Below are 24,958 nucleotides of genomic sequence, written 5' to 3' on the forward strand. Positions count from 1 at the left end.
CGCCCGAATTACCCCGTATGGCGCAGCCCTCGACGGACGTCCCCGCGCACATCACCCGCCCCGTGCGGCGCGCGTCCCGCACGGTCGGGGCACCGCGTACGCAGGGAGCACACGGTCCCGCCCACCGATTTCCTGGGGCGGGACCGCAATGGCCGGAAAGAGCGGCAGGCGCCGGCCTCGAAGCTTCGTGACGGGTCCGTCGGTTCTTCCGGTGGGCCGTTTTCGGCTTGTCGGGCGGGTTGTGGGCAGGCTGGTGGACCGGCTGTCGCGTCGGATGGGCGCCGGGTTCCACGTCTCCGGTCGGTGCTGCCGGCCGTAGGGACGGGGGGTCGTTGATCAGCCGGGGTTGTACCGTCGTGATCATGGACTTCCTGACTGGCACCACCACCGACCAGGCGCCGGCCGATCCAGCTGCCGCCGACGACATGCTGGCCGGCCAGCCCATCGGCTACTGGAGTGGTCAGGCTCACGCGGTCGTTACCCGGCATCTGCGTGACGCCATGGCTGGGATCGACGTCACGCAGCCGCAGTACTGGGTACTCAACAGCGTCAAGTACTGGCCCGCGGCGCCGAGCCGCGACGAGATAGCCGCCCAGCTGTTGCCCCTCGCAGACGGGCAACACGAGACCCCCCGTGCCGTCGCCCAGTTGCTCCACCGCGGCTGGCTGCGGACCGACGCCGGACATCGTCTGCACCTCACCGACGCGGGAGAAGCGGCCAGGATGCGGCTGCGCGAGCTGGTAACCGAACTTCGTGCTGTGGTCCACGACGGCATCAGCGACGAGGAGTACGTGGCCGCGCTCAAGGTGCTGCGCAGGATGATCTCCAACGTCGAGGGCGCCAAGAACCCGTAGGTCGTCCAGGATCCTTCTGTTCGGACCTGGCGGTGGGGGTTGTCCGGGTTACGAAGGCGCGCCCGGCACCGGTGCCGCGGTCGTCTCCTCTCGGGCCGACCGCGGCGGTTGGAGCGCCCGTGAGGTACACAGCGAGACTGGCCGCGCCGCGTCGCGCTTGCAGCCCCGGCGTCCTTGCCGGACACGCCGTCGCCGCGGCAAGACCGGGCCTTCTGCCTGCCCCAGCCCCGAAAAGACGCACCACGCAAACACGGAGTCCCCGTCAGCGAACTGACGGGGACTCATCGACGATCGAGGTTAAAGCCGAATCAGCGTTTTCCCGATCGTCCGGCCGGCCAGCATGTCTCTCATTGCGATCGGCGCGGTCTCCAGCCCTGAGTAGACGGTCTCGCGATAGGTCATTCTTCCCTCACGCAACCACGCTCCGAGAAGGTTCTGCATCTCGTCCAGCAGATGAACGTGAGCGCCCCCGCGGAATCCGGCAAGTGTGAGGTTCTTGGCCGTGGCGAGAAACAGGTTACGCGGGCCAACTGGAGCCGATTCGTAGTCCGATACCGATCCGCACAAGGCGATGCGTCCGAAGGGGCGCATCGCGTCAAGCGCCGCCTCGAGGTGCTCCCCACCCACGTTGTCGAAGTACACGTCGATTCCCTCGGGGGCAAGTCTCGCGAGCGCCGCACGCGGGGACTCTTCCCGGTAATTGAAGGCGCCTTCGACCCCCACCTCGTCGAGAAGCCACGACACTTTCTGGGCTGAACCGGCACTTGCCACGACTCGGTGTCCCAGCTCGACTGCGATCTGCGCCACGAGTGCTCCCACCGCACCTGCGGCCGCCGAAACCCAGACGTGCTCGCCCCCGTCGAGGGCCCGCACCGCGGAGAGCCCCGCGTAGGCCGTCAACCCCATGCCGCCCAGGGGTCCCAGATACCATTGGGGTGGGGTACCGGCGGTGTCGAGGATCTTCAACGTCCCGAGCCCGTTCATCTGCTCGACACCGGCGTCAACAACCGCGTACTGGCGCCAACCCTGGGCGTGCCACACCGTGTCCCCCACTGTGAAGCCCTTCGCCCGTGACTCCACGACTTCGCCGATGGTGAGGATGCCGTCCATGGGTGTGTGCAACGGGAAGGACGTGAAGTACCCGGCCGGTGCGGTCTCGCGCAGACGCAGGCGCAGACCTGGATCGACGGACGTCCACGTGTTCCGTACGAGCACCTGTTCCGGTTGGAGCGCTGGGAGTTCGACCTCGACCACCTCGAAGCCGGTCGATCGAACTTCGCCCTGCGGATAGGCGATGACCTGCAACTGAGCACTGACGACGCCCATGCTGCTCCTCAGACCGAACGTCCGTCGATGGTTTCATTCATCGTGCATTTTCCCCTCATGTGGTGGACCAGTGGATCAACGAATGCGCGCTGGATCCTTGACTGCACTCGTCTACGGCGTCCCGACAAGCACGCCCCGCTCAGCCTCGGAGTCGTTCATCGAGTAGGCCCGCATGTCCTCGGGGCGGAAGCTGATCACGACGGGCGCCCCCTCGACCGCGCTGCGCAACCAGCTGCCGTGCAGGGCGGCGTCGGCACGCAGGCGGAACTCCTCGGGACCGGCGGCCACCGTCACGTCGTAGTACCGGCCGCCGAACTCGGAGGAGAGTAGGTGCGCACTGATGGCCACAGCATGCGGCTGCACCCCGGTCATGTCGTGATGCAGCTGGACGTCGTCGGGCCACAGGCGCATGACGATCGCCGGTACGTCGGGGAGCTGCCGCTCGATGGTGACGTCGACCCCGGCCTTCGTGCGCCAGCCGGTGCCGACGCGGTGGAGCTCAAGACGGTTCGACATCCCGATGAACTCGGCGACGTAGTCGCTAGCCGGGTTGTCGAAGACGGCTTGTGGAGTATCGAGCTGCTCGATCTTGCCCGCCTTCATGATTGCCAACTTGTCCCCAAGAGCGAAGGCCTCGGACTGGTCGTGGGTGACGAACACCGCGCTGAAGCCGAGGCTTTCGTGCAAGCGGTGGATCTCGGTGCGCACCTGGTTTCTGAGTCTGGCGTCCAGGTTGCTGAGGGGCTCGTCGAACAGCACCAGGTCGGGCCGCGCCACGAGTCCACGCGCGAGGGCGATGCGCTGCTGCTGCCCGCCGCTGAGCTGCGCGGGGTACCGATCGAGGAGGTGTCCGCAGTCGACCATGTCCGCCGCTTCCTCTACCCGCCCCCCGGCCAGGGCGTCACGCATCTTGCGCGCCCTGAGGGGGTAGGCGATGTTCTTCCGGACGGTCATGTTGGGCCACAGCGCGTACGACTGGAACACCATGCCGATCTTGCGCTTGTACGCCGGCACGTTCACGCGCTTGCTCGAGTCGAAGACCGTCTGGTCCGTGAACGTGATGCTTCCTACCTCGGGCGTCTCGAGACCCGCAAGGCAGCGGAGCGTCGTGGTCTTCCCGCAGCCACTGGGGCCCAGAAGCACCAGGAACTCGCCTTCGTCGATGTCGAGTTCGAGGTTATCGACAATGACATGTGGACCATACGACTTGGTCAGCCCAGAAACTCGGAACTTCGAAGCCACGGTTCACCTCTCGATAGAGCCGCCGCACATCCGCCGACGTTATGGAACTTAATTCACTTCACGCTAAACAGGGTACAAATGCCAGGCAGTCCGCCACGGGCTCACTATTCTGTGGCTATCGGGCTCAGAGGTTGTCGAGCACGTTCCGCCCACCGATCAGCATGGCGATCGCGACTCCGGCGCTGGTCACGACTGACATCAAGATCGCCATCGCGGCTACGAGGGTGTAGGAGCCGTTGCTCCAGTGGTCGTACAGCACTGTGCCCATCACCTGAGTCGTTGCCGACCGCACGAGGAGCGACGCGGCGAATTCGTGCGTCAGAAGGATGAACATCAACGCGACCGCACTCAGCACCGCCGGCTTCATCATCGGCAGCGTCACGCGCAGATTCGTGATGAGCGGACTCGCACCACTGACCGCAGAGGCCTCGGAGTAGGAATTACCCATCGAGATCAGGGCGGTCAGCTGCATGCGCGTCGCGAAGGGGATCATCAGGACGACGTACACCAGGACGATTATCACCTTCGTTCCGTACAGGATCAGGGGCGGCTGCGTGTACGTATGGAGGAACCCGACGCCAAAGATGACCGCCGGGACGCCAAGCGGCAGAGCGCTGACGACGTCGCCGACCGTGCGCAGTATCGGAATGCCGCGACCCCGCACGAGCAGGGTCGCGGTGAAGAAGCCGATCGGCACACAGATCGCCACCGCTACCAGAGAGGTCACGACGCTCGTCGTGACCGACTCGACAATGCCCGGGGTCACGAAGAGGTCGCGATAGTTGTCCAGCGTGAGCAAGTCCCAGGTCAGGTTGCCCGACCAGAATGGCGTCAGGGACACGATGATCACCCCAAGCAGGGGCAGCAGCAGCGCCACGATGCCGTAGAGGCAGACCAGCGCAGCCGCCCATGCCGACCGTCCGCCAGTGGGCACGAAGGCTTTTCCGCCGTGCGTGACGAAGCGGCTCTGGTTACCGAGAAGGAACCTCTGCCCGAGGACGATGATCAGCCCGAGGATCACCAGCGGCGAACCTGCGGCCGCGGCGGCGGCGAAGTCGGTTGGTGATTCCGAGGCGCGGAGGTACATCTCCGTGGTGAGCACCTTCACGCCCTTGTTAGCGCCGAGAAGGAGTGGCGCAGTGAACTGTCCGAGTCCGAGCAGAAGGGCCACCCCACCGCAGTACACGAGCGAGGGCCGCAGCAGCGGCAGCACCACCCGGAAGAAGACACCGATAGTGGACGACCCGCTGGCCTGAGCTGCCTCGAGATGCTCGGAACTGATGTTCTTCATGCCCGCGCTGACGAAGAGGTAGACGAAGGAGGTCAGTCCGAAACCGGTGATGATGATGATCCACGTTGAGCTGTAGACGTTGACGGGGCCAGAGTCCAGGTGGTCCCACCATGGGAGCTTTCGCATGACGACGTTCAGGTAACCCGGCCCGGGTGACAGCAGGAAGGCCCATCCCACGACGTTGGCGACCGACGGCATCACGATCGGCAGCACCGGGATGATCCGCAGGAAGCCGAGCCGACGGGGCAGCCTGCTCGTGGCGAACGCCAAAACGGTGCCCATCACCATGGCGATCACCAACGACACCACGGCCAGGACCACTGTCGTCTGCAAGGTCTGCCAGATGTCGTGGCGAGTGAACTGTGCCCGGTAACCCGCCGCGCCGTCCTCGAAGGCGAGGGTCTGGAGACGATACAGAGGCAGGACGATCAGGTAGCCGAGCACGATGATGAGAGCGCCGTAGCCAAGACGGCTGCGCCAGGCACGGGCGTCCATGAGGGGTCGGTCGAGCACACGGGGCAGGGCCATCATGCACGCCGGAAGGATCGGAACTGCGACGTCACGGTTCACCTCTGGGTCGATACGTCCAGTCGCCATCGAGTGCGACGACCGAGTCAAACCAAATTCACTTCACGTCATTTACGAAAGCACCCGCAAGGCCGCGGTGGTCCGCCCCTACCGTGATCCGCGTAGGCCATCGCCGAGGTGTGCCCCTCGAGGGCGGCTCAGCCGATGAAGAGCTTCTCCCACTTGGCCTGGTACCGCTGCACGGCCTCGGATTCCAGCGACGAGGGGTCTGCCAGGGGAATGTCCTGTGCTCGGACGGCCGCACCCTTTACACCGGTGCCGGGGACATCGGGAAGCGCGGCAACGTTGTTTGCCGCGATCGCCGCCTGCCCCTCCTCGGTGACCAGGAAGTCCGCGAGCACCTGAGCGGCGTTCGGGTGGGGCGCCGACGACAGGGCGTGGCCGTACCAGGGGACGCCCCACGGCTTCTCCGGCAGCGCGAACTTCACGGGCGCACCGGCCTTCGCTTCAGCAATGACCGTCTGGCCGGTCGTAGGAGACGCCCACACCTCACCAGAAGCCAGCGCCTGTGTGACGGCAACGGCACTTGGATAGATCTGGGGCTGGGCGTCGGCCAGCCGCTCCACGTAGTTGCCACCGTATTTCTGGTCGATCACACGGTACATGTCGACATAGGTGGGGATGCCCGATGGATTCGGGATACCGATCTTGCCCTTCAGCTTGGGGTTGAGGACATCCTCCGGGGTCTTGAGTCCCTGGGGGAGCTTGTCGGTGTTCCATCCGAGACCGAACACCATCGCACTTGTGAGGAAGAACTTGTCGGCGATGACGCTGTCCGCAGGGTCGTACTTCTTGGCCTTGAAGTCGGGGCCGGCGAGGTCGGTTGAGTACTCGCCGGATTGGACGGCGCGGTGGATCCAACCGGCGTCTGTCGTCATGTGCACATCCGCCGTGCCACGACCGGTCTGATTCTCGACCTCCACCTTCGGCAGCAAGTCGGCATCCGTACCGCGGACATAGGTCAGCTTTATGTGTGAGTACTTGGCCTCGAACGCCTTCTTCAGCGCCTCCAGGTTGTCCGGCGAGGTTGTCGAGTAGAGCGTGACCTCACCCTCCTTGTCGGCGGCGGCCACGATCTCGTCCCAGTTACCCGCGAGCTGCGGGGTCTTTCCTGTCACGCCGCCGCAGCCGGCCAGGGCGAGAGCGGCACAGGCGGCTCCTGCCGCCAGGAAGCCCAGTCGCTTCGATGTCGTCATGGGTGCCTGCTCCTCAATACCCCGCAACCAAAGTGAAGTGGGTTCAGATTGCTCTGAATATATGGCCGCCCTACACGTGCATCAAGGGTCGTGCAGCGGAAAACTCGGCACGCTTTGGATCGAACGTTCGGCATATCTGAACGACGGCCCCGGGAATGTGCCCACGAGGGGGGTTGGTCATGATGGTGGGCCGTATGAACGTGCCAGAGACGGTCACGAGCGTGAGGGGGGGTGCCCCATTCTCACGTTATGGGGCTGCCATTCGGCTCCTCACTCGGGAACGCGGATGCTCTGGTCTGTCGGTGCTAACGGGGCAGTCCGAGCGAACGAGCGATCAGGTTGCGCTGGATGTCGATCGTGCCCCCGCCGACCACCTGCTTGATGGAGTTGCGCAGGTTGTAGTCGAAAGCGCCATCGCTGATCGTGCCTGCGGCAGATCCGCCGAGCGTCGCGACGGGACCGAGGATCTGGATGGCACCGGTACAGAAGTCTTCCTGCAAGGGTGTCGCGATGACCTTCGCCATCGAGGCAGCAGCGCTCTCGATGTGGCCCGCCATGACCGCACGCGCGGCCGCGTAGACCAACAGGCGAGCCGCCTGCAGTCTGGCGGCATATTGCGCGAGCAGCGCCCGCTTGTGCGAACCGGGGCTGCCAACAAAGCGGAGCGGGGCCGTACGGACCTCGGCCAGGAGATCGTCGAGCAGCCGCAGCACGTCAGCGGCCGCGGTCGACATCATGACCCGTTCCTTGGTGAGCGCGTGAGTGATCGCGCGCCAGCCGCCGTTGACCTCTCCGACGCGGTCAGTGTCGGGGACGCGATAGCTGTCGAAGAACGTCGTGCAGTTGATGTCGCCCGAGAGCGCCCGATGCTTCTGCAGGGAGAATCCCGGCCGGTCCGTTCGGGTCAGGAACACCGTGATGCCCGCGTGGGGACGGCTGGCATGGGGGTCCGTGCGCGCAGCCAGCCAGACCCACTCGGCGATGTCGGCCTTCGTGCCCCACGACTTCTGTCCGTCGATCACCCACTCGTTCTCGTCGCGGACCGCTCGGGTCCGGAGGTTCGCCAGGTCCGACCCGACCTCCGGCTCGGAATAGCCGAGGTAAAACGGAAACTCCCCGGAGGCGAGCATGGGCAGGAAGCGTTCCTTTTGCTCCTCGGTGCCGAACTTGATGATCGTCGGTCCGAGGAGGTCGGCCGCGGTCTTGCCGGCGAAGGGAACGCGGGCGTACTTGAACTCCTCCGCGAGGACGATCTCCTGCTCGATCGATGCGCCCTTGCCGCCGTACCGCGGTGGCCACGCCAAGGTGACGTAGCCGCGCTGTTTCGCGCCCTCGACGACCCGCGCGTTTTTCGTCGACGACCCGCGTGACCCCGCACTCATCGAGCAGCTCGCGGATCTCCGCGCGGAGCCTCTCCGCGTCGTCACCGAGCCGGGGGGTCGGCATGTCTCGACCCCCCTCAATGAGCAGCTCCGCCACGCCTCCGCAGACCGGTTCGAACAGACCCAGTCGAGCGATGTCGGCGTTGAGCCGTCGAAAGAGCCAGGGCGCCTCGTGACCGAGAGGTTCCAGTCCGGTCGCCGCTCGACCCACGCACGAGCCGCCTCCTCAACGAGCAGTCGCGCGGCGGTGACAGCGGTGGCACCGTTCGCGGCCCGATGGGAGACGGCCTGGAAGGTGCCGATCGGCTTGCCGAACGCCGTGCGGTTGTTGGCGTGCTCAACAGAGAGCTTCAGAGCGAACTCCGCCGCAGCCAGTCCGCGGGCGACCAGACCGAGGCGCAGGAGGCCGATCGCCTCTTCCTTCGCCTGGGGCTCGAGCCTCATGGTCTCGGAGCCGGTCTCGTTGACGGCGACGTCCGCCCAATCAGGCTTGGCGATGCCCTCGCAGTAGACCACGGAGGCGACGGACGACAGAACCGCGGCCGCGCCGTCGAGGGCGAGCTGCAGGACATGCGTTGCCGCACCAGCCGCCTCGGCGAAGCGCCGGCCGTGGTCGCCGTCGGGACAGATGACGGGACGGATCTCGCCTCTCTCGATCCGTTCTTGCAGATCGGGACGGGACGACGCCAGCATGTGGGCCACGAAGCCATCCATGAGGGGCACCGGCAGGCAGAGGAGACCGGTGACGCTGACCGCAGCCAACGCGGCGTCAAGGGCGCGTTCACCCGCAAGCGAGGTCAAGCCCTGCTCGACGGCGACGTCCCACGCGTCGGCGACCCGCTGATGCGCATCGGCATCCCCGGCCACTGTGGGCTTCTGCCACACTTTGCGGAGGGACTTGTCAACCGAGGCTGTGAAGTCGGCGAGTTCACCTGGCGATAGGGTGCCCATGTTCGTTTCCGATGGACGCCGTATCACGATGCCGCAGGCTGAGACGTCCAGATGATGGATGCGTCGAGTGCTTCGACAGTCGACTCCGCCACCCGGAAGGGGTTGATCTCGAGTGACTCGAGCGAGTCGCCGAGCCGCTCGGCCAGTCGGGCGACCTTGAGGATCATCGCCACCAAGGCGTCCTGATCGACAGGTTTGGATCCACGCACACCATCGAGCAACGCCTTGCCACGCAGCTCGGCCAGCATCTGTCGGACGTCGTTGTCGCTCACCGGAAGCGGCCGCAGTGCGGTGTCGTCCATGACGTGCACGAGGACACCGCCGAACCCGACCGCCAGGGTCAGCCCCCACTGCTCGTCGCGCACCACCCCGACTATCATCTCCACACCAGTCGGTCGCATCGACGACACCAGGGCACCCTCGAACCGGGCGCCGGGAACTGCCTTGGCCGCGGCCTGGACCCGCTGGTACGCCCGCCGGACGGCCTCGGGCGAACCAAGGTTGAGAACCACTCCCCCGACGTCACTCTTGTGGACGATGTCGCGCGACACGACCTTGACCACAACGGGCAAGCCCATACGGTCGGCCGCCTCGATGGCGCCCTCCTCGTTCGTCACCTGGGCATAGGGCGCCGCAGCGACCCCGTGCTGGACGAGCAGGTCCAGCGACTCGGCCTCACTCCAGACCCGATCGGTGTCCGCGACCTCGAGCACGTCGACCGCGGTGTCCGTGGGTGTTCGGTCCTGTCGAAGCCATTGCGACCACCGGATGGCGTGACCTGCAGCTTCGACGAAGTGGTCGAGACCGGTCATGGCAAGCGGGATGCCCAGCCGCTCGAGACTGCGGACGGTCGCGGGCTCGATCGTCGAGATCGTCTGGTCGACAAGCACCGCTGGAGTAGCGGAATCCGCGAGTGCCGGCGCATCGATCCGCAGACGCTCCTTGATCGACTCTCCTCGTTCATCCGTGGGAAGAACGTGGATCGCGGCGACGATCGCGATCGAGGGATCATCGGCGATCGCGGAGATGGAGTCGCGGAAGAGCTCCGGCCGCGCTGATGCGGCACCTGTCGCATCGAGCGGGTTGCGCAACGTGCAGAACTCCGGGAGGAACTCGGCGAGCCGCGCTCTCGTGGCGTCGGCCAAGGGAGGGAGGCTCACACCCGACGCCTCGGCGCGATCGGCGACCAGGTCGCAAGCGCCACCTGACATGGAAACCACTCCGAGGCCGCCAGGGCCCAACGGACCTGTGCGGGACAACAGTCCGGCGGTCACGACGAGCTGCTCCAACGACCGCACCCGAATAATCCCGAACTGGCGCAGCGCGGCATCGACCAAACCGTCGTCGCCGACGAGTGCACCGGTGTGGCTCCGAGCGATGTCCGCAGCGAGCTCGCTCGAACCGACCTTGAGCGCCACGACCGGCTTGCCGAGCTCGGCCGCTCGACGCGCCAGCGACCGGAACATGCCCACATCGCGAATCGACTCCATGAACATCGCGACGGAGCGGACCCGCTCGTCCTCGATGAGCAGGGCGGCCACCGTGGTCGTGTCGACCATCGACTCGTTGCCCGTCGAGACGACGTGGCTGACCCCGATGTTCTGTTCTGCCGCGAACGCGGCGATCGTGTGTGCTGTCGCCCCGCTCTGTGACACCACAGCCATGCCACCCGGCGTCAGCTCGGCCATCCGGCCGGACCAGGCGGGCACCCTGTCGACGAGGTTGATGAAGCCGAGACAGTTCGGCCCCACGCATGTCACGCCGAGCTCGCCCGCGAGATCCGTGACCTGCCTTTGCAGGGCCTGACCCACTTCACCGATCTCACTGAACCCAGCGGCGAGCACTACCGCGGAGCGGACCCCGGCGGCGGCGATGTCGCGCAACGCATCCGGAACGGCGCGGGCACCAACGAGCAAAAGGGCCAGGTCCACCGGCCCACCGAGCTCAGTGCACGAGGTATGGGCGGTCTGCCCATGGACTGTGCCACCGTTGCGGTTGACCAGGTGCACCCTGCCCTCGAAACCCAGCCGTTCGAAGTTCGAGAACGATCCTTGCGACCAGGCCGAGCGCTCCGAAGCGCCGACTATGACGACATTGCGCGGCGCGAGCAGCGAACTGAGGATGGGGCCTGCGGCCATGTCGTTCAGCGACCTGTCCACTGCGGTGCTCTCTTCTCGGCGAAGGCTCGCGGGCCCTCCACGAAGTCGTGGGAAGCGAGCAGCCGCTCACGACGGTCGTCGTCCTTGCGAAAGGCCTCGTCGATGCTCACGAACTGGGCGTCGAAGACCGCCTCCTTGGTGAGCTTCACCGACAGCGGTGAGCACCGGGTGATCCGGTCGGCCCAGGACCGCGCCGTCGACATCAGCTCATCCGCGGGGACGACCTCGTTGACCAGTCCGATCCGATGCGCCTCGTGGGCCTCGACCAGATCGCCGGTCAGGAGCATCCCCATGGCGACTTTGAAGGGAATCTGTCGCGCAAGCCGGTGAGCGCCGCCGGCACCGGCGAAGAGGCCGACCTTCGGCTCAGGAAGTCCCAAGCGGGCGTGATCGGCCGCTACGACAATGTCGCAAGCCAGGACGAGCTCGAGACCACCACCGGCCGCGACACCGTTGACAGCCGCGATGATGGGCTTCGGGCAGTCGAAGTCGCGGGTGATGCGACCGAACGGGGGCCGCTTCTCGCCCTGCAGGTCACCACCCTCCGCGGTCCGTTCGGCCGTGACCTTGAGGTCGTTCCCGGCACAGAACGCACGGTCACCGGCGCCGGTGAGAATCGCCACCCACATCTCGGGGTCGTCGCGGAAGTCTTCCCAGACCTCCTTGAGCTCGAGGTGCGCCTCCAAGTGGAGGGCGTTCATCCTGTCGGGCCGGTTGAGGGTCACGACCGCGACATGGTCTCGCTTCTCATACCTGACGAACTCGTAGCTCATGCGGCTCTCCGGAATCTCGGAACGGTGAACGGCTTCTCTTCACTCTCGAACACCGCAACAAGCTCGGCGCCGATCGCTGTGCCCTCGACCTCCTCGCCGACGAGCGAGGTATTGAACCGCACACCCTCCTCCGTCTCGACGGTTGCGACCACGTAGGGGCTGGGGAACCCCGGATATGCCTGGTGGACGACCGACAAGCTGTACAGCCGTGCCCGACCGCTGGCCGCACGCCACACGACGGCCGGAGCGAAACAGTGAATGCAGCGGTACTTCACCGGCCACATGTACTTCGCGCACGACTCACAGAACTGCAGCAGCAGCTCTCCGCCGGCGGCACCCTCGAAGAACGGGGCGCTGGCTTCGTCATAAGCAAGTTCAAGCCCATCAGTCGGCATGCTTGCTCCAGATCGTGGTCGAGTGGAAGTTGAGGACACCGCCGTTGCCGCTGGCAAGGACGACGTCGTTCTTGACCACCTGACGCTCGCCGGCCTGTCCTCGTGCCTGGGTGATCGCTTCCGACAGCGGCGTGAAGCCCCACATGTAGTACCCGGAGAGCTGGCCGCCTCCGGTGTTGGTGGGAAGCGAGCCACCGGGTCCGAGCTTGCCGTCGGCAACGAAGGCGCCGCCGTCGCCCTTCTCACAGAAGCCGTAGTCCTCGAGGGTCACCAAGACCGTGTAGGTGTAGCAGTCGTAGAGCTCGAGGATGTCGACGTCATCGTGGCTCAGGCCGGCCAGAGCGAAAGCCTGTTCGCCCGCTTGCTTCGCACCGGTGACGATCCCCGGCTCGTGTCCCACTGTCTGGTTGTCTCCGGGGGCCGCCTGCGTAGCCGCCTTGAGGTAGACGGGCGGCTGCCGTAGGTCCTTCGCGCGTTCGGCCGTCGTCATCACCACGGCGACGGCACCGTTGGAGACGATGCAGCAGTCGAACAGGTGGAACGGGTCGGCCACCATGCGCGAGGACTGGTGGTCCTCGATCGTCATGGGCTTCTTCATCTGCGCACGAGGGTTCAACAGCGCCCACTCGCGCTGAGCAACGGCGATCGCACCGAGCTGCTCGCTCGTCGTGCCGTACAGCTCCATGTGGCGACGTGCGGCCAAGGCATACGGCACGTTGCCACCGAACTCGCCGTACACCGCCTTGAGCACGTTCATTCCGTCCCAGACCCCCCGTGCCGCATAGGCGGCCCCGGCACCGACCGCCGGCTTCAATGGGGTGTCTGCGTAGACCAGCACCACATATTTCACCAAGCCTGCTTCGAGGGCCAAGCTCGCGTACTGGACCATCGACCCGACAGTCGACCCGTACGCCCTCATCGAGTTCATCACGGACAGGTCCTCGAACCCGAGCGAGAACTGCAGCCGCGGGTCCATGTCCAGGTTTCCGTTGCCGTTGAGCAACAGACCATCGACATCGGACTTCTGGAGGCCGGCGTCTTCCAGGGCCAAGGCGATCGCCTCAGCGGCGAAGTCCGCCGCTGTGCGTCCATAGATCTTTCCCATGGCCGTTACACCCAGGCCTACGACAGCGGTATTCGCAAACCATCTCCGATTCGCAGTCACGGCCAGCAGGGTAGCTCTGTTACATCCAGATGTCAAAGTGAGTTTAGTTCAGTTACCAGATGCATGACGTTGGTGACAACGGTCGCGGTGCCGTCAAATCGCCGACTGTGCAGCCGCGTCATGGGCGCCGACCAACCGCTGGATACACAGGGCAACATGGAACTGAGTTCAGTTGACGTCCCCCTACGGTGAATCTGAAGCTCAACTCGCGGGTCCAGCACATAGCGGATCGGGGAGCCGGTGGAAGCGACGCGGTGAGGGGCGGTCAGCGGGCCCCGGCACTCGGACTCGGCGACGCGCTCGCGGCCGAGGAGGTCGGCCGGCACGCCGAAACGAACCAACCCCAGCCCGGCGGCCGACCGGGGCTCCAACCCCTGTGCCCGGAGGCGACGGCCGACCGGAGCGACGATGGCACGCCGTCGCTCCGAGCCGCGCACGTACGGGGAACGAGGTCCCTGCCCGGCGCGGAGCGCATACGCAGTACCGTGCCGGAACGTACTCGACCGTAACCGGAGGAGATCGCATGCGGATCGGCGGCACGACCGTCCTGCTCACCGGGGCCACCGGCGGCATCGGGCAGACACTGGCCCACGCGCTCGCGGCCAAGGGTGCCAAGCTGCTGCTCACCGGGCGCCGTGAGGAGGTGCTGCGGCCGCTCGCAGAGCGGCTGGGCGGCCGGGTGATCGTCGCCGATCTGGCCGAACGATCCGATCTGGAGCGCCTGGTCGAGGAGGCGGCGGACGCCCGGATCCTCATCGCCAACGCCGCGCTGCCCTCCAGCGGCCCGGTCCTGGACTACCGGCCCGAGGAGCTGGACCGCGCCCTCGACGTCAATCTGCGCGCGCCGATGCTGCTGGCGCGGCTGATGGCACCGCGCATGGTGGAGTCGGGCTCCGGTCAGCTGGTGATGATCGGCTCGCTGTCGGGCCGTACGGCCTCCCCCGGCGCCGCGCTCTACAACGCGGCCAAGTTCGGGTTGCGCGGCTTCACCCTCGGGCTGCGGCAGGACCTGCATGGCACGGGGGTGGGGGTTTCGCTGGTGCAGCCCGGATTCGTGGGCGACGCCGGGATGTTCGCCGACGCGGGCACGTCCCTCCCCACCGGGGTCCGTACGATCTCCAGCCGCCGGGTGGCGGTCGCGACCATCCGGGCCATCGAGCGGAACCGGGCCGAGGTGAACGTGGCCCCGCTGGAGCTGCGCCTGGGCAGCGCCCTCGGCGGGCTGTTCCCGACCCTCGCCGAGCGGGCCCAGCGGGGCGCGGGCGCCGGGGAGACGTCCCGTCAGCTCGCCGACGGTCAGCGCGGCAAGCGCTAGCGCCACGGCCTGGTGCGCGGGCGGTGTCAAAGACCGTCCGCGCACGGGTCATTGACACCGCCCGGCCCCCATGCCAAAGTTTCGCGACCCTGGCCGGACAACGTTGTCAAGCGGAGGTGCGTCCCATGCGGTCGCTGATCGGTGGAATCCGTGCGCGCATAGCGGGCACGGTCACGGGCGTGTTGACGGCGGCGCTGCTGGGCGGCGGTCTGCTGGGACCGCCGGGGGCGACGGCCGCCTCCGCGGCCGGGGACCCTCCGGCCGACCCCACCTCGCTGGTCCATCCCTTCGTGGGCACCGAGAACTTCGGCAACACCTTCCCCGGCGCGAGCGCCCCGTTCGGCATGGTCCAGGTCAGCCCGGACACCGGCGGTCAGGGCGGCTACGACTACGACCAGAACGCCATCCACGGCTTCAGCCAGACCCATCTCTCAGGGGTCGGCTGCGGGGTGGCGGGCGAGCTGCCCATCATGCCGACGACCGGCGCGGTCACCGACGTCGACCCGGACCACTACCGCTCCACCTACAGCCATGACGACGAAGAGGCCACCCCGGGCTACTACCGGGTGGGCCTGAAGAGCTACGGCATAGACGCCGAGCTGACCGCGACCCAGCGCACCGGCTGGCAGCGCTACACCTTCCCGGCCACCGGCGCGGCCAATGTGCTGTTCAACACCGGCAAGGCCAATCAGAACGTCTTCGGCTCCGAGATCCGCGTGGTCGGGGACCGGACCGTCGAGGGCCGGGTGGAGGCCGGGAACTTCTGCGCCGGAAAGGACCGGCACACCGTCTATTTCACCGCCACCTTCGACCGCCCCTTCGCCTCCTACGGCACCTGGCGCGGCACGACCCCCTCCCCCGGCTCCCGCGAGGCGGCCGGAGAGGGCGGCAACGGCGCCTGGGCCAGCTTCGACGCGAGTCAGGACCGGGATGTGGTGGTCAAGGTCGGGCTGTCGTACACCGGGCCGGAAGGCGCCCGTAAGAACCTCGCGGCCGAGACCGGGGACTCCTACGACTTCGACGCCACCCGCGCCGCGCTGCACGACACCTGGCGCGAGAAGCTCGACGCGATCCGGGTCGGCGGCGGCACCGAGGAGCGGCAACGCGCCTTCTACACCGCGCTGTACCACGCCCAACTGCACCCCAATGTGGCGGGCGACGTGGACGGCCGCTACACCGGTTTCGACGGCGCGACCCACACCGCCTCCGGCTATACGCCGTACCAGAACTTCTCGCTGTGGGACACCTACCGGCCGCAGAACCAGCTCCTGGAGCTGCTGGAGCCGGGGGTGGCCCGCGATGTCGCGCTGTCGGTCGTCGCCATCGGCCGGGACGGCGGCTGGCTGCCGCGCTGGGCGCTGGCCAACAGCGAGACCAACATCATGACGGGCGACCCGGTGACCCCGTTCCTCGTGGAGGCGTGGTCCAAGGGGCTGCTGGCCGGGCACGAGGACGAGACGTACGCACTGCTGAAGAAGAATGCGACCAGCACCCCGCCCGCCGACTCCCCCTACAACGGCCGCTCCGGAGTGGACTATTACCGCAAGCTGGGCTACGTCCCCTCGGGGCTGAAGCTCGGCACCGACTGCGCCGACAAGGGCGGTGACAACGACTGCGTCCACCCCGCCTCGGCCACCCTGGAGTACTCCGCCGCGGACGCCGCGCTCGCCCTGATGGCGCGCGGGCTCGGACACCGCGCCGACGCCCGGATGTTCGCCGAGCGCGGCCAGACCTTCCGCACGCTGTGGGACCCGTCGATCGGCCACTTCCGGCCGCGCACGGCCGACGGCGCGTGGGTGACCCCGTACGACCCGGTGGAGGCGGGTAAGCAGTTCCACGAGGGCGGCGCCTACCAGTACCAGTGGCTGGTGCCGCAGGACCCGGCCGGTCTGGTGGAGCTGATGGGCGGCAGGCGCGCGGCCGAGAAGCGGCTGGACGACTTCTTCGCCTACGACAAGCTGCTCACCGACCCGGCGGGCACGGCCCGCAATGACTGGATCTCCGCCCCGTACGACTACTACGGCAAGCCCACGTACAACCCCAACAACGAGCCCGATCTGCACGCCCCGTACATGTATCTGTGGGCGGGCGCGCCCGCGAAGGCGGCGACCGCGGTACGGGCGGCGATGACCCTGTTCACCACCGGGCCGGACGGGATGACCGGCAATGACGACCTCGGCACGATGTCGGCCTGGTACGTCTTCTCCTCGCTGGGCCTGTACCCGACGATGAGCGGCGGGGACTTCCTCGCCCTGTCCAGCCCGCAGTTCGCCTCGGCCGTGGTCCGCATCGGGCGGTACGGCGCCCGGCAGGGCGGCACGCTGACGGTCGCCGCACCGGGCGCGAGCGACGCCAAGCGGTATGTCCGCAGCGTCTCGCTGGGCGGCCGTAACGTGGCGCGGACCTGGCTGGACTGGGACCAGGTCGCCCACGGCGGGAAACTGGCCCACCGGCTGTCCACCGAGCCGTCGTCCTGGGGCACCGGCCCGGGCGCGGAGCCGCCGTCGGTGGGCGCCACCCGCAAGGGCTGATACCGGCCGGTTGTGGTGTAGGTTCTAGGGCCCGCCTGGACACACGGGCCTGGGGGGTGTGGTCGAGCGAGGGAGCGGGTGTCCATGCGTGCTGTGGTGTTCGACGACTTCGGGCGCCGGCCCGAGGTCCGGAGCGTCGAGGACCCCGCTCCCTCCCCGCGCGGCGTGGTGATCCGCGTCGAGGCGACCGGGCTGTGCCGCAGCGACTGGCACGGCTGGATGGGGCACGACCCGGACATCCGGCTGCCGCACGTCCCCGGCCATGAGCTGGCGGGGGTGATAGAGGCGGTCGGGCCCGACGTCCTCAACTGGCGCCCGGGGCAACGGGTCACCGTGCCCTTCGTGTGCGCCTGCGGGCGCTGTGCCGCCTGCGCGGAAGGCGCCCAGCAGGTGTGCGAGCGGCAGACGCAGCCGGGGTTCACCCACTGGGGCTCGTTCGCCGAATACGTCGCGATCGAGAACGCCGATGTGAACCTGGTCGGGATACGCAACGAGCTGTCGTTCACCACGGCCGCCGGTCTGGGCTGCCGCTTCGCCACCGCCTTCCGCGCCGTCGTCGCCCAGGGCCAGGTCGCCCCGGGCGAGTGGGTCGCGGTGCACGGCTGCGGCGGGGTGGGGCTGTCCGCGGTGATGATCGCCGCCGCGGCCGGGGCCCGGGTGGTGGCGGTGGACATCTCACCGGAAGCGCTCGCCCTCGCGGCCCGGTTCGGCGCGGCGGTGTGCGTGGACGTGGCGTCCACGCTGGGCTCGGTGGCGGAGGCGGTCGCGGACGCCACGGGCGGCGGCGCGCATGTCTCGCTCGACGCGCTGGGCTCCCCGCGGACCTGTGCGGCGTCCATCAAGAGCCTGCGCCGCCACGGCCGCCATGTCCAGGTCGGGCTGCTGCCACCGGCCGCCGGGACCCCGATGATCCCGATGGACCGGGTCATCGCGCAGGAGCTGCGCCTGCTGGGCAGCCACGGCATGGCCGCCCATGCCTACGGCCCGATGATGGAGATGGTCGAGGCCGGTTCGCTGCGGCCGGATCTGCTGGTCACCGATGTCATCGGGCTGGACGCGGTCCCGGAGGCGCTGTCCACGATGGCCTCCGGGGCCAGAGGCGGGGTCACCGTCATCGAACCGCACCGCCCGCCGCTCACCGGGAACTGACGGACCGCCCCGGCGCTGACCGGAGGCTGACGGACCGCCCCGGCGCGGCCCTCACACCGTCCCGCTGGTCCCCCGGCTCCCGCCCCCGCCCCGCCCCCGCCGCCGGAACGGCCGGCGATGGTTCCGGCGAGTGAGCCGAGGGGCGCGTCGCTGTCGAAAGGGAGAGCGCGCCCAGGCCCTGGGGAACGAAGGAGCCGAGCACGGTCGACCGTCGGTCGGCAGGGGGCACCCTCCCAGCGGTAGCTGGGGGAGGCTTGAGCGCCCCGGAGGCGAACCGAGCCTCTGAAAAGGCGTGGGCGGTCCGGGTCAGAGCGGCACGGCGCCCGTCGCGAGGGCGGCGGCGGTCATCACGAGCGTGGTGCCGAACGCCCAGCGGAAGAGGAAGCGCTGGTGCTCCCCGAGCTGGACGCCGCTCATGCTGAGGAGAATGAAGGTCGCGGCGGTGAGCGGGCTCAGCGGGAAGCCGGTGGTCATCTGGCCGAGGACGGCGGCGCGGGCGATCTCGGCGTGGTCGGTGCCGAAGGCGTCGGCGGTCCCGGCGAGCACCGGCAGAACGCCGAAGTAGTAGGCGTCCGGGGTGAGGACGAGGCTCAACGGCATGCTGGTGACGGCCACGAGCACCGGCAGATGCCCGCCGAGCCCGTCGGGAATGACGTCGACCAGCGCCTCGGCCATCTTCCCGATCATTCCCGTGCCACCGAGGATGCCGGTGAACACCCCGGCCGCGAAGATCATGGTGATGACGAGCACCACGCTCTTGCCGTGCTTCTCCAGCAACTCCTGCTGGTCCTCCCAGCGGGGGTGGTTGACCAGCAGCGCGAGGACGAAGGCGAAGACGAAGAGCACGGGCAGCGGCATGGCCTCCAGCACCAGGCAGACCAGCAGCGCGACGGTGAGCAGCAGGTTGAAGGCGGTGAGCGCGAGGCCGGGGCGGGCGGCGACCCGGGGTGTGCCGGGGCCGTCCCCGACCGCCACCTCGGCCGGCGGGGCGGGCTCGATGGCTTCGAGCCGCCGGCGCTCACGGCGTCCGATGAGGTAGGCGGCCAGGAGCACCCAGGCGATTCCGGCGACGAGGGCGGGCAGCAGCGGCGTGATGATGTCGGACGTGTCGATCTTCAGGGCCGCGGCGGCGCGGGCCGTCGGCCCGCCCCACGGAATCATGTTCATCACGCCCGCGCCGAGGCCGACGACCCCGGCGAGGACCAGCCGGCTCATCCCGAGCCGCTGATAGACGGGAAGCATCGCGGAGATGCTGATGAGGAAGGTCGAGGCGCCGTCGCCGTCGAGCCCGACGCACACGGTCAGCACGGCGGTGCCGACGGTGATCCGTACCGGGTCGTTCTTGGCGGCGCGCAGAATGCCGCGGATCAGCGGTTCGAAGAGGCCCGCGTCGATCATCAGGCTGAAGTAGAGCACCGCGAAGGCGATCATGATGCCGGTCGGGGCGACCTTGGACAGCCCGTCGAGCGCCATCGGGCCCAGATCATCGCCGTATCCGCCGATGACCGCGGTGACCACGGGCATGAGGACGAGGGCGACCAGCACCGAGACCCGTTTGAACATGGTCAGCAGCAGGAAGCCGCCGATCGTGCAGAATCCCAGTGCTGCCAGCATGGCCGCTCGCTTCCTCGTCCGGTCGGGTGCTGCCGAAGAGTTTCCGAGCGGGGAAAGATCCGCGTCCAGCATTGAACACAGATCTATCCATGCGATCTGCGCAACAGTTCCGCCGCGCGGCCACCACGCCTACGCTCACGGACCATGGACGTCACCCTGCGCCAGCTGACCGCGTACGCGGCGGTCGCGCGCGCCGTGAGCTTCACCGCGGCCGCCGCCGAACTGCATGTGTCCCAGTCGTCGCTGAGCCGTGCGGTCGCCGATCTGGAGCGGACGCTGAGGATGCGGCTGCTGGAGCGGGACACCCGCAATGTGCGGCTCACCCCGGCGGGCGCCGAGGCGCTGCGGATCGCCGACCAGATCCTCTCCGCGCACCGCGCGGGCCTGGCCGAGCTGGGGCGCTACGGGGCCGGTGAGCGTGGTGCCGTGGCCCTGGCGGCCCTGCCGTCGGTCGCGGCCGTGCTGCTGCCGCCGGTGATCTCCGCCTTCCGCGCGCGGCGCCCGGAGATGACCGTACGGCTGCTGGACGGGCTGGAGCGCTCGGTGCTGGAGCGGGTGGTCGACGGGGACGCCGACTTCGCGGTCAGCACGGTGGCCCGGCGCGCCCCGGGCGTACGGCTGCGGCCGCTGGTGCGCGACCGCTTCGACGCGGTGCTCCCGGAGCACCATCCGCTGGCCGAGCGGGAGGAGGTGACCTGGGAGGAGCTGGGCCGGGAGCCGTTCCTCGCGGTGGGCACCGACTCCAGCGTGCGCCGGATGACCGACGCGGCCTTCGCCCAGGCCGGTATGGAGGCGAACCCGGCGGCCGAGGCGTCGAACGTGGCCACGGTGGGCGGGCTGGTGGCCGCCGGGCTCGGCGTCTCCGCGCTGCCGGCCCTGGTCCATCCGCTGATGGTGCCGGGCCGGCTGGTGCGGCGCCCGCTGGTCGGGCCGGTGGTGGAGCGCCGGCTGTATGTCGTCCTGCCGACGCGCCGCACCCTGCCGCCGGGGGCGCGCCGCTTCCTGGACCAGTTGGAGGAGTTCCGCTCCGCCGCCGATGCCCTGCCGGCGGGGGTGGTGTGGGAGGAGGCGGACGACGGTCCGTGGTGAGGCCGCGGGGCGCCGTTCAACGGCGACGTCCAGCAGCGATCTTTGCGAGATCCGCATGAATTGATCCCCTTTCATTGCTGGACGCGCATACACCCCACCCCGCAGCCTGGCCGCATGGAGGACCAGACCAGCACACGGCAGGGACAGCTCACAGGGCTGAAGGTGGTGGAGTTCGCCCATGTGGTGGCGGGCCCGCTCGCCGGGGGGATGCTCGCCGACCAGGGGGCGGACGTCGTCCACGTGGAGCCGCCGGGCTCCGGTGACGCGGCGAGGGCGATGGGGCCGCGGCGCGACGGCGTTCCGCTCTGGTTCAAGGTGGCGGGCCGCAACAAGCGCTCGGTGACCCTGGATCTGCACCACGAGGAGGGCCGGGAGGTCGCCCGGGAGCTGATCGCCTGGGCCGATGTGGTGATCGTGACGCTCCGGGCGGGCCGCCTGCGCGCCTGGGGCCTGGACTGGGAGGCCGTCCACGCGCTCAACCCCACCGCGATCCTGCTGCAGATCTCCGGCTTCGGCGCGACCTCTTCCCGTGCCGACGCGCCCGGCTTCGGGAAGATGGGCGAGGCCCGCAGCGGTGTGGTCCATCTGACCGGCTTCCCGGACGGCCCGCCCGTGCACACCGGTTTCTCGCACGGTGACGCGGTCACCGGGCTGATGGGCGCGTTCGCGATCCTGGCCGCCCTGCACCGCCGTGACACCGATCCGGACTTCGACGGCGAGTGGATCGACCTGGCGCTGTTCGAGCCGCTGTACCGCCTGGTGGAGTGGCAGATCATCGCGTACGACCAGCTCGGCGCGGCCCCCGAGCGGGCGGGCAACCAACTGGCCGTCGCCCCGGCCGCCGTCATCAACACCTACCGCAGCGCCGACGGCGACTGGCTCACCGTCACCTCCGCCACCACCCGCTCGGTGCGCAATGTGGTGCGGCTGCTGGGCCTGCCCGACGAGGAGTTCGCCACCGTGGACCAGCAGCACGCGGGGCGCGAGCGGCTCGACACGGCGCTGCGGGACTGGGTCGCGGTACGCCCTGCGGCCGAGTGCCTCGCGGCGTTCGAACGGGCCGAAGTGGTGGCCTCGCGAGTGTTCACCGCAGCCGACATCGCCGCCGACCCGGTCTACGCCGAACGCGAGGACATCATCACGGTGGACGACGCCGACCTCGGCCCGGTGCGAATGCAGTCGGTGATCCCGCGCTTCCACCGCTCCCCCGGCGCCGTGTGGCGGACCGGCCCCGCGCTCGGCGCGGACAACGCGCTGGTCTACGGGGAGTGGCTGGGCATCGACGACGGACGGCTGGCGAAACTGGAGGCCGAGGGTGTCATCTGACGGCGATACGGGTGCGATGACGGACGTGACGGGCGTGACGACGCATCGCGTCCCCCTGCGCTCCCTGCTCTTCGTGCCCGGCAGCCGGACCGACTGGCTGCCCAAGGCGGAGGCGGCGGGCGCCGACGCGGCCATCCTCGACCTGGAGGACGCCGTCCCGGAGGACGGCAAGGCGGCGGCACGCGAGGCCGTGGCCGGGGCCGTCGAGGGGGCGGTATCCGGGGCCGACAGCCGGGCGGTATCCGGGGCCGACGGCCGGGCGGCCGGAACGCCCGCTCCGATGCGGCTGCTCGTACGGATCAACGCGCTGGACCGCGCCACGGGCTGGCAGGGCGCCGACGACCTGCGAGCGGTGGCCCGTCCCGGGCTCTACGGCATCGTGCTGCCCAAGGTGAGCGGCCCCGAGGACGCGATCACCGCCGACCGGCTGCTGGCCTGGTGCGAGCGCGAACACGGCCTGCCCGAGGGCCATTTCGCCCTGCTGCCGCTGCTGGAGACGGCGCGCGGGCTACGCGAGGCGTACGCCATCGGCCGGGCCGCCACCCGGATCGCCCACCTGGGCGCGGTGACCGCCCCGGGCGGAGATGTGGAGCGGGCGATCGGCTACCGCTGGAGCCCGGAGGGCGAGGAGACCCGTGAACTGCGGGCCCGAGCACTGCTGGACGCCCGCGCCGCGGACCGCCCCCATCCGGTGGCCGGGCTATGGGCGGACGTGGCGGACCTCGCGGGGCTGCGGCGCTTCGCCGAGCAGAACCGCGCCCTCGGGTACGAGGGGATGGCGGTGATCCACCCGTCCCATGTGCCGGTGGTCAACGAGGTGTTCGCACCGAACGCCGAGGAACTGGCCCGCTGTGGCCGGCTGATCGCTGCGGTGGAGCGGGCGCAGGCGGAGGGGGCGGGGGCGGTGCTCTTCGAGGGCCGGATGGTCGACGAGGCGATGGCGGCAACGGCCCGCCACACCCTGTCCCGCCACGGTGGGGGGTGAGTCCTGGGCCGCCACGGTGGGGGTGACGGTGGGCCCCTGTCCGTACGACGGCCGCGGGAGTTGCCCCACCCCGCCCCTTCCCGATGCTCCGGACAGGTAGTCCTGGAGTGATCGACAGTGGCGGTAACGCAGCAGGTCAAAGCAGTCTCGCACCCCTTGCGCTTCCTCCGGGGCATGAAGACGAATACGACGGTAGGGGGCGGCGCCGCCTGGGACCCTGCGCGAGGTCCGGTGCATCCGGCTGTCAGCGCGGAAGGACGAGACCACCAGCCCGGAGTGGCAGCGGGAGGCCGACGACATGGCGGCGGCGCTCGGTACCGGCGTCGAACAAAGCAACGCCCCCGACCGCAACGGGGCTGTCCGAGAACATCAGTCGTACTCACGGAGTGCCGTGACCAACTGGCGACCTTCCTTCGCGCCTCGTCGCATGAGTACGGCGGCAGCGGTATGCAGCTCATTCCATGAGTGCGGACGCCCCAGGGCGGAGGCATCAGGAATGCTCGCCACAGCCACCGACACGGCTTGCGTCGACTCACCCGCCCCGGCGAACGCGTGCGCCAGGCAAGCGCGATACCAGGTCTTGTCACGGCGGTACTCGTCCGGCAGCGCACCAAGACCGACCGTGAGGTGATCCACCGCCTCACGCCAGTCGCGTAGGTGCAGCGCCGCCATGCCACGTTGCAGGGTGAACCATGTCTCGTCGTAGAAGTACATCCACACAGGCTCGTCCTCGGGGCGCTCGGACGCCCGGGTGATGAGCGCCTGCGCTTCGTCGAGGAGGCGGCGGGCGTCGTCCGCCTCACCTTCAAGCGCGTGTCCTCGGGCGGCCATCTGCGCGGCCATGCCCTGTACGCCGAGAGACGTACCGGGGGCCGACCAGCGAGCGGCCTCGGCCAAACGTACGCACCGGGTTCCACGCCCGCCCGACCATGCCATGTGTGCCTTCATGCTGAGCGTCGTTGCGGCCATGTTGGCATCCCCAGCTTCCAGCGCCCATTCATGAGAGCGGCCGTACCACGCCAGTGCGGAGGCCGTCTGTGCCTGGTCCTGTGCCATCCACGCGAGGAACTGCGCATGTTCGGAGGCGAGCCGTACAACACGACCCGTCAGCCGGCCACGAGCACCCGCGTACGAGTTGACGACGGTATGGAGCTGCTGACGCATCACATCGACAAGCGGCCTTGATCCAATCCGGTCCTCAGCCCTGCGATGCTCGGCAAGCAAGCGGTCAAGCCAATCGAGGGTTGCGGCGTCCACGCGATGTGATTCGTTCACGACGCTCGTCACCCGAGTCAACAAGTCTTCGTCCGGAGCAGCTCCAGGGAGGGCCAGTCCCGCGACCGGGGCTGTGTCCATTGCCAGTTGCGCCGCTGTGGCTTGCAGATCAAGAGGAACGTTGATCCCCGCCACAATGCGTTGCCGCACCTCCATAGAGGTCACCCGGCGACGGCCCCGCTCGATGTCGGATACGTCGGGTTGAACAAGCCCGACACGTTCCCCCAGCTTCATCTGACTCAGACCGGTGAGCTTCCGGTACGTGCGGAAGACGGCGCCCCAATCCTCACTGGTAACCGCCGCTACTAGCTGGGGATGGGACCACAGGTTCTCGGGACTCTCTCCCATACCT

Annotated in this window: 18 protein-coding genes; 7 read left to right on the forward strand and 11 right to left on the reverse strand. The window is 68.6% G+C overall.

What is annotated here, in order from left to right; translation table 11 throughout:
• Positions 1-362 precede the first annotated feature (362 nt).
• Positions 363-854, forward strand: coding sequence for a MarR family winged helix-turn-helix transcriptional regulator (locus J5X86_RS40910; RefSeq protein ID WP_208521702.1), 492 nt, complete (start codon positions 363-365; stop codon positions 852-854).
• Between the two features lie 297 nt (positions 855-1,151).
• Here the strand turns inward: J5X86_RS40910 and J5X86_RS40915 are convergent, their stop codons facing one another.
• The 9 genes from J5X86_RS40915 to J5X86_RS40955 form a co-directional block, all read right to left on the reverse strand.
• Positions 1,152-2,180: an NADP-dependent oxidoreductase gene (locus tag J5X86_RS40915; protein WP_208521703.1), complete on the reverse strand. Its 1,029-nt coding sequence runs from the start codon at positions 2,178-2,180 to the stop codon at positions 1,152-1,154.
• A gap of 111 nt (positions 2,181-2,291) precedes the next feature.
• Positions 2,292-3,422 (reverse strand): ABC transporter ATP-binding protein, encoded by a 1,131-nt coding sequence (locus J5X86_RS40920; protein WP_208521704.1) that lies wholly within the window; start codon positions 3,420-3,422, stop codon positions 2,292-2,294.
• A 124-nt stretch (positions 3,423-3,546) separates the two neighbouring features.
• Positions 3,547-5,283 carry an iron ABC transporter permease gene (locus tag J5X86_RS40925; RefSeq protein WP_208521705.1) on the reverse strand — a complete coding sequence of 579 codons (1,737 nt, stop codon included), beginning with the start codon at positions 5,281-5,283 and terminating at the stop codon, positions 3,547-3,549.
• A gap of 155 nt (positions 5,284-5,438) precedes the next feature.
• Positions 5,439-6,524: an ABC transporter substrate-binding protein gene (locus J5X86_RS40930; protein ID WP_208521706.1), complete on the reverse strand. Its 1,086-nt coding sequence runs from the start codon at positions 6,522-6,524 to the stop codon at positions 5,439-5,441.
• A gap of 278 nt (positions 6,525-6,802) precedes the next feature.
• Complete coding sequence (locus J5X86_RS40935; RefSeq protein ID WP_208521707.1) at positions 6,803-8,830, reverse strand: acyl-CoA dehydrogenase family protein; 2,028 nt, start codon at positions 8,828-8,830, stop codon at positions 6,803-6,805.
• 23 nt (positions 8,831-8,853) lie between these two features.
• Complete coding sequence (locus J5X86_RS40940; RefSeq protein WP_208521708.1) at positions 8,854-10,989, reverse strand: acetate--CoA ligase family protein; 2,136 nt, start codon at positions 10,987-10,989, stop codon at positions 8,854-8,856.
• Entirely contained in the window at positions 10,974-11,762 is a 789-nt protein-coding gene (locus J5X86_RS40945) for an enoyl-CoA hydratase-related protein (RefSeq protein WP_208521709.1), read from the reverse strand. The genes J5X86_RS40940 and J5X86_RS40945 overlap by 16 nt, the downstream gene beginning before the upstream one ends.
• Positions 11,759-12,157, reverse strand: coding sequence for a Zn-ribbon domain-containing OB-fold protein (locus J5X86_RS40950; protein ID WP_208521710.1), 399 nt, complete (start codon positions 12,155-12,157; stop codon positions 11,759-11,761). The genes J5X86_RS40945 and J5X86_RS40950 overlap by 4 nt, the downstream gene beginning before the upstream one ends.
• A complete protein-coding gene (locus J5X86_RS40955; RefSeq protein WP_243982755.1) occupies positions 12,147-13,262 on the reverse strand; it encodes a thiolase family protein in 1,116 nt (371 codons plus the stop codon). The genes J5X86_RS40950 and J5X86_RS40955 overlap by 11 nt, the downstream gene beginning before the upstream one ends.
• Before the next feature lie 583 nt (positions 13,263-13,845).
• On the opposite strand from J5X86_RS40955, the gene J5X86_RS40960 reads away from it, so the two are divergent.
• From J5X86_RS40960 to J5X86_RS40970, 3 genes are all read left to right on the forward strand, one after another.
• Positions 13,846-14,637: an SDR family oxidoreductase gene (locus tag J5X86_RS40960; protein ID WP_208521712.1), complete on the forward strand. Its 792-nt coding sequence runs from the start codon at positions 13,846-13,848 to the stop codon at positions 14,635-14,637.
• 125 nt (positions 14,638-14,762) lie between these two features.
• Positions 14,763-17,168: a GH92 family glycosyl hydrolase gene (locus J5X86_RS40965; RefSeq protein ID WP_243982757.1), complete on the forward strand. Its 2,406-nt coding sequence runs from the start codon at positions 14,763-14,765 to the stop codon at positions 17,166-17,168.
• A gap of 84 nt (positions 17,169-17,252) precedes the next feature.
• Positions 17,253-18,317, forward strand: a complete 1,065-nt coding sequence (locus J5X86_RS40970; RefSeq protein ID WP_014056890.1) for a zinc-dependent alcohol dehydrogenase family protein — start codon at positions 17,253-17,255, stop codon at positions 18,315-18,317.
• A 306-nt stretch (positions 18,318-18,623) separates the two neighbouring features.
• Here the strand turns inward: J5X86_RS40970 and J5X86_RS40975 are convergent, their stop codons facing one another.
• Complete coding sequence (locus tag J5X86_RS40975; RefSeq protein WP_208521713.1) at positions 18,624-19,931, reverse strand: CitMHS family transporter; 1,308 nt, start codon at positions 19,929-19,931, stop codon at positions 18,624-18,626.
• 144 nt (positions 19,932-20,075) lie between these two features.
• On the opposite strand from J5X86_RS40975, the gene J5X86_RS40980 reads away from it, so the two are divergent.
• The 3 genes from J5X86_RS40980 (at position 20,076) to J5X86_RS40990 (ending at position 23,331) form a co-directional block, all read left to right on the forward strand.
• The gene (locus J5X86_RS40980) at positions 20,076-21,020 is read left to right on the forward strand and encodes a LysR family transcriptional regulator (protein WP_208521714.1); all 945 of its coding nucleotides are present in this window, start codon (positions 20,076-20,078) and stop codon (positions 21,018-21,020) included.
• 114 nt (positions 21,021-21,134) lie between these two features.
• A complete protein-coding gene (locus J5X86_RS40985; protein WP_208521715.1) occupies positions 21,135-22,346 on the forward strand; it encodes a CaiB/BaiF CoA-transferase family protein in 1,212 nt (403 codons plus the stop codon).
• A 16-nt stretch (positions 22,347-22,362) separates the two neighbouring features.
• Positions 22,363-23,331 carry a CoA ester lyase gene (locus tag J5X86_RS40990; protein WP_208521716.1) on the forward strand — a complete coding sequence of 323 codons (969 nt, stop codon included), beginning with the start codon at positions 22,363-22,365 and terminating at the stop codon, positions 23,329-23,331.
• A 369-nt stretch (positions 23,332-23,700) separates the two neighbouring features.
• On the opposite strand, the gene J5X86_RS40995 is transcribed toward J5X86_RS40990, so the two are convergent.
• Positions 23,701-24,954 carry a helix-turn-helix domain-containing protein gene (locus J5X86_RS40995; protein ID WP_208521717.1) on the reverse strand — a complete coding sequence of 418 codons (1,254 nt, stop codon included), beginning with the start codon at positions 24,952-24,954 and terminating at the stop codon, positions 23,701-23,703.
• Positions 24,955-24,958: the final 4 nt, after the last annotated feature.

It is taken from the genome of Streptomyces sp. NEAU-YJ-81, from assembly GCF_017592595.1.
Lineage (GTDB): Bacteria > Actinomycetota > Actinomycetes > Streptomycetales > Streptomycetaceae > Streptomyces > Streptomyces hygroscopicus_B.

Excerpts from the sequence above, each read along its gene's own strand:
- J5X86_RS40990 (WP_208521716.1), top strand. The coding sequence starts at position 22,363 with ATGACGGACGTGACGGGCGTGACGACGCATCGCGTCCCCCTGCGCTCC.
- J5X86_RS40955 (WP_243982755.1), bottom strand. The coding sequence starts at position 13,262 with ATGGGAAAGATCTATGGACGCACAGCGGCGGACTTCGCCGCTGAGGCG.
- J5X86_RS40950 (WP_208521710.1), bottom strand. The coding sequence starts at position 12,157 with ATGCCGACTGATGGGCTTGAACTTGCTTATGACGAAGCCAGCGCCCCG.
- J5X86_RS40965 (WP_243982757.1), top strand. The coding sequence starts at position 14,763 with ATGCGGTCGCTGATCGGTGGAATCCGTGCGCGCATAGCGGGCACGGTC.
- J5X86_RS40910 (WP_208521702.1), top strand. The coding sequence starts at position 363 with ATGGACTTCCTGACTGGCACCACCACCGACCAGGCGCCGGCCGATCCA.
- J5X86_RS40985 (WP_208521715.1), top strand. The coding sequence starts at position 21,135 with ATGGAGGACCAGACCAGCACACGGCAGGGACAGCTCACAGGGCTGAAG.
- J5X86_RS40960 (WP_208521712.1), top strand. The coding sequence starts at position 13,846 with ATGCGGATCGGCGGCACGACCGTCCTGCTCACCGGGGCCACCGGCGGC.
- J5X86_RS40975 (WP_208521713.1), bottom strand. The coding sequence starts at position 19,931 with ATGCTGGCAGCACTGGGATTCTGCACGATCGGCGGCTTCCTGCTGCTG.
- J5X86_RS40945 (WP_208521709.1), bottom strand. The coding sequence starts at position 11,762 with ATGAGCTACGAGTTCGTCAGGTATGAGAAGCGAGACCATGTCGCGGTC.
- J5X86_RS40935 (WP_208521707.1), bottom strand. The coding sequence starts at position 8,830 with ATGGGCACCCTATCGCCAGGTGAACTCGCCGACTTCACAGCCTCGGTT.
- J5X86_RS40995 (WP_208521717.1), bottom strand. The coding sequence starts at position 24,954 with ATGGGAGAGAGTCCCGAGAACCTGTGGTCCCATCCCCAGCTAGTAGCG.
- J5X86_RS40970 (WP_014056890.1), top strand. The coding sequence starts at position 17,253 with ATGCGTGCTGTGGTGTTCGACGACTTCGGGCGCCGGCCCGAGGTCCGG.
- J5X86_RS40915 (WP_208521703.1), bottom strand. The coding sequence starts at position 2,180 with ATGGGCGTCGTCAGTGCTCAGTTGCAGGTCATCGCCTATCCGCAGGGC.
- J5X86_RS40980 (WP_208521714.1), top strand. The coding sequence starts at position 20,076 with ATGGACGTCACCCTGCGCCAGCTGACCGCGTACGCGGCGGTCGCGCGC.